At 56.3% G+C, this 12951-nt stretch carries 11 protein-coding genes and 2 pseudogenes; 1 reads left to right on the top strand and 12 read right to left on the bottom strand.

Annotation, left to right across the window (positions count from 1 at the left end; translation table 11 throughout):
* Both FHR94_RS03370 and FHR94_RS03365 read right to left on the bottom strand, forming a co-directional pair.
* Positions 1–425: Rpn family recombination-promoting nuclease/putative transposase (locus FHR94_RS03370; RefSeq protein ID WP_183324200.1), on the bottom strand; the 425-nt coding region annotated here is incomplete at its 3' end.
* 314 nt (positions 426–739) lie between these two features.
* Positions 740–1081: pseudogene (locus tag FHR94_RS03365) on the bottom strand (UDP binding domain-containing protein); the annotation flags it as partial.
* Positions 1082–1160: 79 nt separating this feature from the next.
* On the opposite strand from FHR94_RS03365, the gene FHR94_RS03360 reads away from it, so the two are divergent.
* Positions 1161–1994 carry an Rpn family recombination-promoting nuclease/putative transposase gene (locus tag FHR94_RS03360; RefSeq protein WP_183324198.1) on the top strand — a complete coding sequence of 278 codons (834 nt, stop codon included), beginning with the start codon at positions 1161–1163 and terminating at the stop codon, positions 1992–1994.
* A gap of 72 nt (positions 1995–2066) precedes the next feature.
* Here the strand turns inward: FHR94_RS03360 and FHR94_RS03355 are convergent.
* The 10 genes and pseudogenes from FHR94_RS03355 to FHR94_RS03310 all read right to left on the bottom strand — a co-directional run.
* A pseudogene (locus tag FHR94_RS03355) lies at positions 2067–2159 on the bottom strand (hypothetical protein); the annotation flags it as partial.
* Between the two features lie 155 nt (positions 2160–2314).
* Positions 2315–3763, bottom strand: a complete 1449-nt coding sequence (locus FHR94_RS03350; RefSeq protein ID WP_281375910.1) for a phosphomannomutase — start codon at positions 3761–3763, stop codon at positions 2315–2317.
* 58 nt (positions 3764–3821) lie between these two features.
* On the bottom strand, positions 3822–4610 hold the full coding sequence (locus FHR94_RS03345) for a glycosyltransferase family 2 protein (RefSeq protein WP_221188342.1): 789 nt from the start codon (positions 4608–4610) through the stop codon (positions 3822–3824).
* A complete protein-coding gene (locus tag FHR94_RS03340) occupies positions 4610–6016 on the bottom strand; it encodes a mannose-1-phosphate guanylyltransferase/mannose-6-phosphate isomerase (RefSeq protein WP_183324196.1) in 1407 nt (468 codons plus the stop codon). The genes FHR94_RS03345 and FHR94_RS03340 overlap by 1 nt, the downstream gene beginning before the upstream one ends.
* A 29-nt stretch (positions 6017–6045) precedes the next feature.
* Positions 6046–6549 (bottom strand): GDP-mannose mannosyl hydrolase, encoded by a 504-nt coding sequence (locus FHR94_RS03335; RefSeq protein ID WP_281375909.1) that lies wholly within the window; start codon positions 6547–6549, stop codon positions 6046–6048.
* Between the two features lie 249 nt (positions 6550–6798).
* Positions 6799–7773 (bottom strand): GDP-L-fucose synthase, encoded by a 975-nt coding sequence (gene fcl, locus FHR94_RS03330; RefSeq protein ID WP_183324195.1) that lies wholly within the window; start codon positions 7771–7773, stop codon positions 6799–6801.
* 2 nt (positions 7774–7775) lie between these two features.
* Complete coding sequence (gene gmd / locus FHR94_RS03325) at positions 7776–8900, bottom strand: GDP-mannose 4,6-dehydratase (RefSeq protein WP_183324217.1); 1125 nt, start codon at positions 8898–8900, stop codon at positions 7776–7778.
* Complete coding sequence (locus FHR94_RS03320; RefSeq protein WP_183324194.1) at positions 8893–10212, bottom strand: glycosyltransferase; 1320 nt, start codon at positions 10210–10212, stop codon at positions 8893–8895. The genes gmd and FHR94_RS03320 overlap by 8 nt, the downstream gene beginning before the upstream one ends.
* Before the next feature lie 26 nt (positions 10213–10238).
* A complete protein-coding gene (locus tag FHR94_RS03315; RefSeq protein ID WP_183324193.1) occupies positions 10239–11516 on the bottom strand; it encodes a hypothetical protein in 1278 nt (425 codons plus the stop codon).
* 563 nt (positions 11517–12079) lie between these two features.
* On the bottom strand, positions 12080–12853 hold the full coding sequence (locus FHR94_RS03310) for a sulfotransferase domain-containing protein (protein WP_183324192.1): 774 nt from the start codon (positions 12851–12853) through the stop codon (positions 12080–12082).
* Positions 12854–12951 lie beyond the last annotated feature (98 nt).

Here is a 12951-nt window from a genome sequence, read left to right as displayed (position 1 = left end):
GGCACTCGTTCGACCAAATCGCCGATGTTCTGGGCTGCCGTCCAGCGCTCTTCCCCATTGTAGAGCACCACCGGCAGCACCGGGGGCAGCTTGCCCCTGGGGGTCAGCGCCTTCTGTCGGATCACATCCTGGTAGAGCAACCCCAGGTAGCTCATGATCCGCACGGCCATGTACTTGTCGACGCTCGACTGGAACTCCAACAACAGATAGACATAGAGCCAATCGTCGCCCCAGCGTACCCGCCAGATGATGTCATCCTCACGGTCACGCAATTCGTCGGTCACGTAGGAGCCGCTGACCTTCTCCAACGTCGAGAAGTCGAGCTGGGTCACCCAGTCCTCCTTGACGAACCCCGTCAGCAGGTCGCGCACCATCTCTGGATGGGAAAACAGCAACTTGTAACTGTGGTCGTGATGATTGGCCATGCGAACTCCGCTTCAAGAAGCCAGTATACCGCCCCCTGTATTATCGGGTCGAAGAGAGCATCCCGGCAAAGCCGCCCCAGGGTCACAATGGGTGCGATAGGCGCCAGAAGGATGGCCGCCGCGCCTGACAATGCCAAGAGACCTACCCATTCCGCGGCCCCCAAACGAAAAATGGAGCGCACATAGCCCTCCTGGGGCTACGGCACTCCATTTTCCTTCAGCTGGCTGCCCGGCGAACCGGGTCGGTTGCAGAGGGGCCTTACACCACGCTCTTTACCTACCGACTCAACCGCTCCTTGGCGTTACCCCCCGACTCAGGGGCTGTCGATCAAGCGCAGCGAATCCCCCCGCCCCACGGCGTAATACAGCAACCCCGCCTGCTTGAGGGTGGCGGGCTCATAGAGGTTGCGCCCGTCGATCACCACCGGTATGGCGAGCTGCTCCTTCAGCCAGGCGAAGTCGACACTGCGGAATTCCTTCCACTCGGTGCAGATCACCAGCGCATCGGCGCCCTTCACCGCCTGGACGCGGTCGGCCACCAGCACCAGGTCGTCACGCTCGCCATCATACAGGCGGCGGCACTCCCTCATCGCTTCGGGATCGTAGGCCTGCACCCGGGCACCGGCATTCCACAGCGCCTCCATCAGCGTGCGGCTGAAGCATCATGCATGTCCATCACCTGCTTTGCGAAGAAGGCGTACGTGATAGACTGAACCTGTTCCACCAGGAGCTGGCATGAGCGATCTTCTCGACCCCACCAACGATTATGTGTTCAAGCGCCTGTTTGCCGAGGCGCCCGATCTGCTCCTGGCCTTGATCAACGACCTGCGACCCGACTTGCCGGATATCGCCTCGGTGGAGGTGCTCAACCCAAACATCGAGCCCAGCGAACTTTCGGGCAAGTACATCATTCTCGACGTGCTGGCCCGCGATGGCGAGGGGCACTGCTACAATGTCGAGATCCAGGTTCGCCGCTACGGTGCCTGGCACAAGCGAGGGCTCTTCTACCTGGCCCGCACGCTGGGCACCCAGCTCGACGCCGGCGAGGACTACCACTACCTGCGCGCTTCGGTCGGCCTGCACCTGCTGGATTTCGATCTGTTCACCACCACCGACGATGAACGCCAGCAGGCAGTATGGCGCTTCGAGATGCGTGACGAGCATCAGCCCGATGTCACGCTGGGGAACATCCTGCAAATGAACCTGATCGAATTGAACAAGGCGGATCGCCTGGGCCTGCCACCTGGCCCACTGCTCGACTGGATCACCTTCTTCAAGCACTGGCAGGAGGAATTGACCATGGCCAAGATTGCCCACGAGCCTGTTCAGAAAGCCATGAACCGGATTCGGCAGCTCAGTGCCGACGAAGAGGCACGCCGCCTGGCCTTTGTGCGGGAACGGGCGCTGAGGGATGAGATATCGCTGTTGAACGATGCAAAGCGTGAAGGGCGCGAGGAAGTAGCACGCAGCATAATTCTTAAAACGAAAATGGACGACGCAGAGATTGCTGACTTGACCGGCTTGACGGAGCAAGAAGTCATGCAGCTACGCACCGAGCTCAAGCAATAATCCTCCCATGGCGAGGTAGCGGCACCCTTCCAGCGCATTGGCCCACTGCTAGACTGAATCACCTTCTTCAAACACGTCCATACACATCACGTCGTGGCCGACATCGGCCAGACAGGTGCCGGTCACCAGGCCCACATAGCCCGTGCCGAAAATGGTGATCTTCATTCCTTGACTCCGCTATCCATATCCACGTCTGTTCGTTAATTCCGGCACTCAACTGTGTGAGCGTACGGTCCGGCGCTCCGGTTTATTGAGCGATAGGCGCCGGCAGGCGCCCGAAGCTTCCCCCACCGCCGCTACGCGCCGGATGGTGGTCTTCTTCAAGCAGTTCCTGCCGGTTCTTGCATGATGGCCACAAGTCTGCCTATTACCTGCGCCACCAGCGCCTGCGCCCGGTCCTCGCTGGCGGCTTCCACGTAGCAGCGCAGTTCGGGGGCATTGCCGGAGGGGCGCAGATGCACGATCTCCCCATCCTGCAGGGTGACCCGCAACCCATCGGTGGTGTCATGGGAGTCAATCGGCGCCTTGAGATCGAGCGCCTGGCGCATCGCCTGGGTATCGGTCGTCCAGCTTGCCAACAGCTCTCGGCTGCGCTCGGTGGGCACCTGCTGGAGGCGGTCGCTGGCGGTATAGCGCGCCGGCAGCTCGGCAGCCAAGGCGGAAAGCGCCACCCCACGCCGGGCGGCAGCCACCATCAGCGTCAGCGCCGGCAGCAGCGCATCGCGGGTCGGCAAGGCACTGAGTCGACGCTCGCCCTCCTGAAGGTCGCTACCCAGAAGGAAACCGCCGTTGGCCTCGAAGCCGGCCACGCGAAGATGCTGTCGCGAGAGTTCCAGCATGGCGTCCAGCACATAGGGCGAGCCGATGCGGGTACGCCGCACGGCCTCGAAGGCGCCACAGGCGTCGATCGCCGTATTACAGCTGACCGGCACCGCCAAGGCCCGGATGCCCAGCTCGCGGGCACAGAGCAGCCCAACGATATCGCCCCTGAGCCAACGCCCCTGCTCATCGCCCAGCAAGGGACGATCGCCGTCGCCATCGGTGGAGAGCAGCGCCTCCAGGCCGTGCTGCTCGGCCCAGGCCCGGCCGCGCTCGCGATCCTGTTGACCGACGGCCTCGGTGTCGACCGGCACGAAACTGTCGCTGCGGCCCAGCACCACCACCTCGGCCCCAAGGGCTTCCAGCACCTGGTGGTTGAGATCCCGCCCCGCCGCCAAGTGCTGATAGAGCCCCACGCGCCAGCCTGCCAGGGGCTGGCCGACAAACCACTCGGCGTAGCGCGCTACATAACCCTCCCAGGCACGAGCGGAAGCCGGCTGCGGATCGCTGACCGCCAGGGTCGGCAGCTCCCCCTGGGCGGCCATGATCGCCGCTTCGTCGGCCTTGGTGATCTCGCCCTCGGGGTGGTAGAACTTGATGCCGTTGCGATCGAACGGGATATGGCTTCCGGTGATCATGATCGCCGGCACGCCGTCGGCCATGGCCTGCAGCGCCAACGCCGGGGTCGGCAGCACCCCATAGTCATCGACCTCTACCCCCAGCGCCGTGGCAGCGGCGGTGCAGGCCGCGGCCATAGCGGGGCTGCTGGGGCGCAGATCCCGGCCGATGGCCAACCTTTCCACCCGGCCATGCTGTCGCATCACGCCCAGGAAGGCCGCAGTGAAGGCGGCACACGCCTCGTCGGTCAACTGGGTCACCAGGCCCCGTGCGCCACTGGTGCCGAAGGCCACGCCGCTGTCGGCCAGCACCTTCTGAATCGTCATTTCCATATCGACTCCGTTCATGCCCGATGGCGGCGGGTGAGCTTGTCTGCTGAGATAGCCCGGCTTATGCCGGCTGGCGGCCCTTGCCCTTCGCGCCCCGGGCCAGAAACTGCGGCAGCTTCGAGAGGTTCTTGCTAGGCAGCGCCACCAGCGGATTGATGCCGTTGTTGCGCATCGCGGCGACATCTTCGCGTGACTTGCGCAGGATCTGCTTCAGGCTGCCGTTGCTGGCCCCGCCCACGCGCATCTTGACCAGCACCTCGGGCAGGTAGGCGACCTTGACCTTCTCACTGGCGAGGTAACGCAGCAGCGCGTCATAGTCGCCGGCGATCCGGTAGCTCAGGTCGAAGCCGCCGAGTTCCCGGTAGAGCTCGCGGCGCATGAAGAAGGTGGGGTGCGGCGGCATCCAGCCGCGCTTTAGCTTGCCATGGCTAAAGGCGCCGGACGTCCAGTGGCGAATCACCCGCTCGGTATCCGCCGCATCCACGTACTGCAGGTCGCCATAGACCGCGCCCACCGATGGGTCCTCTAAACAGGCGGCGACCCTGGCCAACACCTCGTCATGGGCGTAGAGGTCATCGGAGTGCAGGAACCCCACCACCTCGCCACTGGCCCGGTCGATCCCCTTGTTAAGGGCGTCGTAGATGCCCCGGTCCGGCTCGGAGACCAGCACATCGCCCTCCCCCAGCGTCTGCCGGGCGATGGCCACGGTGGCATCCTTCGAGGCGCCATCGATCACCACATGCTCGATATGCGGCCAGCGCTGGCGCTTCAGGGTGGCAATGGCCTCGCCGATGGTCGCCTGGCTATTGAAGCAGGCGGTGATCACGGAGATGGTCAGCAGCTTACTCATCAGCTGCGTCCATAGCGGTCGTTGAAGCGCACGATATCGTCCTCGCCCAGGTAGGCCCCCGACTGCACCTCGATCAGCTCCAGCGGGATCTTTCCGGGGTTCTCCAGGGCATGCACCTGGCCGATGGGGATATAGGTCGACTCGTTCTCGCTGACGAGTTGGGTCTTCTCGCCGATGGTGACCTTGGCGGTGCCGGAGACCACCACCCAGTGCTCGGCGCGGTGATGATGCATCTGCACCGAGAGCTTGGCCCCAGGCTTCACGGTGATGCACTTGACCTGATAGCGGTTGCCTTGGTCGATGCTGTCGTAGACGCCCCAGGGCCGATAGACCTCGCGGTGGTTGGCCTGCTCGCTGCGCCCTTCGGCCTTGAGGCGCGCGACGATCTGCTTGACCTCCTGCACCCGATCCTTACGCGCCACCAGCACGGCGTCCTTGGTTTCCACCACCACCAGGTCCTCGACGCCCACCGTGGCCACCAGGCGATGGTCGGCATGCACCAGCAGGTTGTGGCTGTCGTGGAGCATCACGTCGCCATGGCAGGCATTGCCTTGGGCATCGCGCTCGCTGACCTCCCACAGCGCCGACCAGGAGCCGATATCGCTCCAGCCGGCATCCAGCGGCACCACGCTGGCGTGCTCGGTGCGCTCCATCACCGCATAGTCGATGGAATCCGCCGGGCAGGCCTGGAAGGCCTCGGCGTCGAGCCGGGTGAAGTCGAGATCCTCGCTGGCCCCGGCCAGGGCCGCGCGACAGGCCTTGACCATGGCCGGCTGGAAGCGCTCGAGCTCCTCCAGGTAACGGCGGGCAGAGAACAGGAACATGCCGCTGTTCCAGTAGTAGTCGCCGGTGGCCAGGTAATCCTCGGCCGTGACCCGGTCGGGCTTCTCGACGAAGCGCCTGACCTTGAAACCGAAGTCGCCCTGCCCTGCGCCGCGCTGGATATAGCCATAGCCGGTCTCGGCATGGGTCGGCACCACGCCGAAGGTCACCAGCTGGCCCTGCTCGGCCAGCCGGCGGGCATGGCTCACGCTTGCGTGGAACTGCGCCACGTCGCGAATCAGGTGATCGGCGGCCAGCACCAGCAGCAGCGCCTCGGGCTCTGCTTCCATTGCCTGCAACGCCGCCAAGGCGATGGCCGGGGCGGTATTGCGCCCTTCCGGCTCGAGCAGGATACGGGCATCGGTGATGCCCTGCTGGCGAACCTGCTCGGCCACCAGGAAGCGGTGCTCCTCGTTGCAGATCAGCAGCGGTGAGCGATGCGCAAGGGGCGCCAGGCGCTTGAGGGTCTCCTGCAGCATGCTGCCCTCGCCGGTCAGCGGCAGAAACTGCTTGGGATGGAGCTGGCGGGACAGCGGCCACAGACGCGAGCCGCTGCCCCCCGCCATGATCACGGGAGTCAGCATGGGAAATCTCCTTTCCTGATGCGGGGGTCTTATGTCCGAACGGGCGTCGAAACGGCCGGTAGATAGGCACGCGTATTGGCGTGCACGGCCTCGGTCGTGGCGATGGCCTGGGGAGACCACCAGCGGTAACGGTCGTGCTGCTGGCGCGGCAGGGCCTCGAGGTCCAGAGCACGCGAGACCTGGTAGGCCAGCACCACATAGTGGGTCGAGAGGCCGGGGTCGAGCATGCTGTCGGCGTAGAAGTGCTGGTACACGCCCAAAAAACGCATATGGGCAAGCTCGATAGCCTGGCCCAGTTCGGCCCGGGTCAGGCGCTGGGCGGCGGCTTCCAGCGTCTCGTCCTTGCGCACCCGCCCACCGGGCACGAACCAGCTGCCCTGGGCCGGGCGGTTCACACGCTGGCCCAGCAGCCACTCGCCCTGGGGATTGGTTACTACGAAGTCCAGCGAGATCAGCGGGGTATGGGCGATCACCTGGTGAAAGGCATCATCGCTTAGCCAGCCTGCGCTGGCGGGTTCCATCTTGGAGCTCATTTCCAAACTTCCAGCCATTGTGGGCGCCGGGGGCAAGGCGAAGCGAGTGTCCTTTGCCATGGGTGAGGCGGAAGTAGAAGAACATCCAGTGGATGTTCTTCCCGCCGAACGGGTTGGCCATGGATGGCCAACCCAGGCCCTGCAAGCGGAGCAGGACGCGAGAGCGCCGCAGGGCAAAGGTAGCGCCCAGGGAGGGGTTCACAGCGCCCTCGCGCAGCTTGCCGACGGAAAAGCCCACCTACATGGAAATCAGCCGCGGAAGCGGTCCTGGTTATCCAGAAACCACTGGTAAGCGTTCTGCAGGCCATCCTCCAGGGTGATGCTGGCCTGCCAGCCCAGCGCCTTGAGCCGCGAGACATCCATCAGCTTGCGCGGAGTGCCATCGGGCTTGCTGGCATCGAAGGTCAGCTCGCCTTCGAAGCCCGTCACGCGCTTTATCGTCTCGGCCAGTTCACGGATAGTGCAATCCACGCCGGTGCCCACGTTGATATGCGAGAGCATCGGTGAGGTATTGGCTTCATAGGTCGCCTCGTCGAGCTCCATCACATGCACGCTGGCCGCGGCCATATCGTCTACATGCACGAACTCGCGCATCGGCTTGCCGCTGCCCCATACCACCACCTCGCTGTCTCCCTGCTGCTTGGCTTCGTGGAAGCGCCGCAGCAAGGCCGGGATCACATGCGAGTTCTCGGGGTGGAAGTTGTCGTGCGGCCCATAGAGGTTGGTCGGCATCACGCTACGGTAGTCGCGGCCATACTGGCGATTATAGCTCTCGCAGAGCTTGATGCCGGCAATCTTGGCGATGGCGTAAGGTTCGTTGGTGGGCTCCAGGGTGCCGGTGAGCAGCGCCTCCTCGCGCATCGGCTGCTCGGCATGCTTGGGATAGATGCACGACGAACCCAGGAACAACAGCTTGTTCACCCCCGCCTGATGGGCGGCGTGGATGAGATTCGCCTCGATCATCAGGTTCTGGTAGATGAACTCGGCCGGAAAGCTGTTGTTGGCCTGGATGCCGCCCACCTTGGCCGCTGCCAGATACACCTGATCGATGGCATGGTGCTCGAAGTAGGCCTGTACCTGGGCCTGATCGGTGAGATCCAACTCATCCCGGCCAGCGGTAAGAATGTGGCGATAGCCCATTGCTTCAAGCCAGCGCACGATGGCCGAGCCCACCATGCCTCGATGGCCAGCGACGAAGATGGTCTGGTCGAGATCGCGTGCCATGCTTAGCCCTCCACCGTGACCGGAATCTCGTAGCCATGCTCCTTGAGCAGCGCATGGCGCTTGGCCACCTTGAGATCCTCGGCGACCATCTCGGCACACATCTCCTGCACGGTGATCTCCGGCTCCCAGCCCAGCTTGGCCTTTGCCTTGGAAGGATCACCCAGCAGCGTCTCGACCTCGGCCGGTCGGAAGTAACGCGGATCGACCCGCACGATCACATCGCCCACCTTGAGCGCCGGGACCTTGTCTCCCTCGATTCGCGCGACGATGGCCATCTCGTCGACGCCCTGCCCTTCGAAACGCAGCGTGATGCCCAATTCCTCGGCACTCAGGCGGATGAAGTCACGCACCGAGATCTGCTTGCCGGTGGCAATAACGAAGTCCTCGGCCTCATCCTGCTGCAGCATCAGCCACTGCATGCGCACATAGTCCTTGGCATGGCCCCAGTCGCGCAGCGCATCCATATTGCCCATATATAGGCACGCTTCCAGCCCTTGGGCGATATTGGCCAGGCCACGAGTGATCTTGCGGGTCACGAAGGTCTCGCCACGACGCGGCGACTCGTGATTGAACAGGATGCCGTTACAGGCATACATGCCGTAGGATTCCCGATAGTTCACAGTAATCCAGTAGGCATACAGCTTGGCCGCGGCATAGGGAGACCGAGGATAGAACGGCGTGGTCTCACGCTGCGGTGTCTCCTGCACCTCCCCGAACAGCTCTGAAGTCGAAGCCTGATAGAACTTGGTCTTCTTCTCCAAACCCAAAAGACGAATCGCTTCGAGAATCCGTAGCGTACCCAGCCCATCGATATCCGCCGTGTATTCAGGAGATTCGAAGCTCACTGCCACATGGGACTGTGCCGCCAGATTGTAGACCTCATCCGGCTGCACCTGCTGGATGATACGCGTCAGATTCGAGGAATCCGACAGGTCCCCGTAGTGCAACACGAAATTCTTATTCTCGGCATGGGGATCTTGGTAGATGTGGTCTACCCGTTGTGTATTGAATAGTGAAGCCCGGCGTTTAATGCCATGGACTTCGTACCCTTTCTCTAGAAGGAGCTCAGCCAAATAAGATCCGTCTTGCCCAGTAACCCCAGTAATCAATACTCTCTTTCTATACATCATAATCACTCTTGATCATTTGACGTTTCCGCACCAACGCATCTTTCAACACAGCAATATACCTTGCCTGAACCACATGCACAGAAAACTTCTCCTCAACATGCAGCCGCCCTGACTTCCCTATGATTTCACGTGAGTCATGGCTCATCAGAAGGCCATTCATTATGCACTTTGCGTAAGACTTATAACAAAACGGCTCGGCAAGAAACCCACTGACACCATCGACGACAACATCTTGGAGGCCAGAGGATTTAAATGCTACGACAGGGGTTTCACATGCCAGGCTTTCTGCTGCCACTTGCCCGAACGCCTCAACCTTTGAAGGCACAAGAGTCCAATCGCACATAGCGTAGAGATTACGCATATCCGATGCACTGCTCACCTTCCCGGCATTGATCATGCGGAACCCATGAAAAACCCCCTCATCGAACTTCCCACTCCCAAAAAACACTAAGCAGACTTTCTCGAGAAGTTCCGGCGCAGCTATGCTCTTTAAATGCAATAAAGCCTTTTCTGCAATATCGTGCCCTTTCAGCGGATTGTGCTGACCATTGACTGCACCAAGACAGATCACGACATCCTGTTTACTAAGACCAAACATGACCCTTAGACGCTCTTTCTCATCAGCTAAGGCTGGATAAAAAACATCTGTAGGTATTGGGTTAGGGAGCAATCTGATATCCTTACCTTCTAAAACTACGCTCGACTTGGCTCGCTCCAACATCCAGGATGACGGCACCGTGATTATTAGATCGTTTCGGCCATTCAGTTGCCGGCATTTCAGCCACCATATCACATAATTCCAGTTTATCCCCCGCACACCATCCTGAAAAAAACGGTAACCATCACGAAAGAATGGATTTTGATTCTCGACATCTGCATAGTGTTCGGCGCCACAAAACAACCACTCATCATGAAGCGTGATGATGCTGAACTTTGGAATCATAGACAGCCTAAAAATACTAAGCAGATCATTGTTGAACCAATGGAAATTGAAAATCGCTTCGGGGTTAGGTTGCTGCTTCTCTGAGCGAAGGTAGCTAAGCAAATTTCTCGAAGAAAATATATTCAGCGAGTGCTTAACGGGATTAGCATCCGCCATCAGCTTCAAAAGTCCTAGTGAAAAAACTCGCTTAAAGAAATGAAAGGCGTAACAAAGACCTAATTTACTTTCCTCATTGTCCGCAGCAGAGTCAGCAACTATGCGCAGAACTTCTGTCCGAGCGCCTCTCAATAATATATTATAGAACTTTCTTGCCGCAATAGCAGCCCCACCTTCTACTAACGAAAAAGAAACAATAAAAACCTTCATAAACCAAACCTTTTGCGTGTTCAGAATCAAGATTTAGGGAAACTCTGTACAGAAGACATCGGAGCTGCTTTGACCACTTCAGAGGTTGGGCTTTCAATAGAACTTGCGCAACGAGGCATATTCCATGACATTTTCCACAACGACACAGCGCTCAACAAAAAAATATAAATTACTGGACTTACAGCACCCAACATCCAAGGCTCAAAAAAGTTTGAAACAATTATTGATAAAGACATAAACAAAAGTATTAAAGAGCTAGATGATTTAGGCCTTTTAATATAAAATCTTATCGTTGAACACAAAAATAGCAGCAGAGAAAAAAAGATAAACACTCCTCCAGCAACACCCAACTGCGAAGCTGAACCAAAATAGCTATTTTCTCCAAACCTTATAGTCTCGCCAAGCCAAGGCTCACCAAAAATAGGATATTTTAAAAATAAATCAACTTGATCCTCCCAAACGTAAAACCTGGTATTTTGACGACCTGAGAAAATATCAAAATATTCAGTCAAGCCGACATCAAAAAAATACAATATGCCTAGCAAAAACAGAAACAAAGAAAACAACACCAAAATAACTCTACCTCTGACCAGAATATAAGCATTAAAAAAAAATGAAAAAACCATTAATGAAAGGCCACCTCTTGAGCCAGTCTCAAGAACCAAGATACATGCTAACGAGAGAACAACTAATGCCACAGGGGCATGTAAAAAAGCAATAGGGAAAACTTTTTTATAAAATGAAAGAAATGCAAATGAAAGAATGCTTATAGTATAAGCCAAAACATTAGGGTTATAAGTTAATCCATAAAACCTAGAATGTATGAAAAAATCGCTTTCGGCGAACAAAACATATCCGTTTATTACTGCAATAAAAAAAAACGATGCTCCGCAAATAAATAAAAAATCTTCAACGTTTATATTTATTTTTTGATGTTGACTGATAGCCAAAAAGCCAAACAAATAATAATAAAAAACACAGATCAAAAAAAACAACAAAGAGTCAATAAAAAAACCATACATTAGCAGCTTTAAAGAGTACAAAACTAAGAAAAATAAGTACGCACTCACAAACAGCGGAGGTCGCCTTGACCTTAAAGGGTTTCCGCTATTAAACAAAAAAATCAACAAAATTAAAACTAACAAAATGTAAACAAAAGCCCTTCCATTTCTTTGCAAGAACCCCAAACCGCCTGGCAAAACTTTTTCAGGGTCTATCGCATGAAATGAGGAAAACACCAAAAGCAAAATGAAAAATAATACAATTATCTTTTGAGGACATTGATTGCTATGCACACTAGACATAAAATTATAACTCAAACCTCGGTGTATCGTCCCGGGATGCAGTGCAGTGGTCTATGGTACGAACTTTCGAGCGCGTAGGATCCCCTTAGCTCAACAAATACTTCATCAACGCGCCACAATCAAGCACGCCATCCGAGAAGTCATACAGCCGGTCGTCAGCTTCTGTAGCAGAATTAATTAAGAGAGTCAGGTTACTACCATCACAATACAACTTGATGGCTGCACTATAGCCTGTACAGCTTTGGAGTCAACATGCTGTCGAGCTGGTCGACGAGGCCCCGGTCTTCCTGGCCGAGTCGGCTCTCAACTCGCGTACCGTTATCGAACGAGCCGTACTGGCCGAGAAAGTGGTCAACCTGCCGTTGGTGCTGCATGCTAACCACGACGCCGATCCGCCCAAAAGGGGGCGGCATGAAACTGATCAGACACGACAACTTCCTTGACAGTTACCGGGAGGGGGTCACTTCATCACTTCACGGGCCATTACTTCCCGGGACCTTACATCTAGGCGACATTTGAATAAAGTGCAAAAAAATAAAAATCAAACTCCTTAACTTTCCGCGTTACGAATAATTTAAATACTGGTTCAACCTCATAAACTCCTCATCCACACGTTCTCCCTTAGACTTGAGAAAAAACTCTTCCAAATTTTGCCCTGCATACTTGCTCCTGACAAAAGGTATACTGGAGTTTTTAGCCATTGAAGAATCTTCATCTTTCACCATTTTTTCTCTTGAATGTTCTTTAATAACGTCTCCTAAATCCAAACATGGCGTCACTCCAACAAACTTCAAAGCATCATTCAGGACTTGACGGGTATTCTCGACTAGATACTCATACTTGACGAACAATATCTTCTGGTTATTTTGGTTTTCTTTCAACCAAGAGTTCACATGGTCTGTCCACTTTCCAAAACCATCCACCTTGCCTTCTTGAAATTTTTTCAAGAAAGAAGCGAACTTTTCATCACACCGTGCATGCCTTCGCTCAAAATAATAATAAGAGACACAAACCTCTCTCCAGTCTCTTACTATATATATTGCTTTGCGGTATTCCCTCCTGTGAGGCTCATGCGTTTTTATCAACCTTCCACCAGAAGGTAATTTGAACTCGGATTCAGACTGATAGCCAATGTATGGTATCAGCCTTCCAATCTCATTTCTTTTTGGCTTCTCTCCACATATAGCAGTAGCTAACAACGAACGTAACCATGTATTTCCAGACTTAGGATAAGAAGCTATGAAAATATCTAAGGGGTTAACATCTCGATGCCTATGCCGAACGACAAACTCTCGAAAAAAACTATGTTGAAGCGCTTTCTTTGAAGACTCGAACATAATATAAAAAATTCCTCTACCGTAGGGCTAGCCTCACCCTCTTCAGATCAATAGAGCTAAGGAAGTGCCGCATAAATCACTCCACACCTTCATGTCAG

It is taken from the genome of Halomonas cerina (genome assembly GCF_014192215.1).
GTDB lineage: Bacteria > Pseudomonadota > Gammaproteobacteria > Pseudomonadales > Halomonadaceae > Halomonas > Halomonas cerina.
Note: the sequence above shows the minus strand (reverse complement) of the source record. Positions and strands in the feature narration are given on the sequence as shown.